The sequence below is a fragment of the Bacillus sp. JJ864 genome (assembly GCF_036963045.1).
GTDB lineage: Bacteria > Bacillota > Bacilli > Bacillales > Bacillaceae_G > Bacillus_A > Bacillus_A pseudomycoides_C.
Window position 1 is genome coordinate 16,975 of sequence record NZ_JBALLY010000088.1, and the last position, 235, is coordinate 17,209.

Here is a 235-nt window from a genome sequence, read left to right on the forward strand (position 1 = left end):
ATAAAATTTTCGTTTTGGGATACTTCAAAACATTAGCTTGATGGACATGTAAAGTGACCCCATTTAGTCAAACCTTATTCCCTCTTCTTAATTAGACAAATTTACCAATATCATTTCTATATAATTCATGTTATAGTATTTTTTCTATTAAAATATCTATTATTGTAAGATACTTTTTAAAAAATGGAGCCTTCTTTCATGAAAAAATTTTTTAGCAATAAAACCAATATTCTGT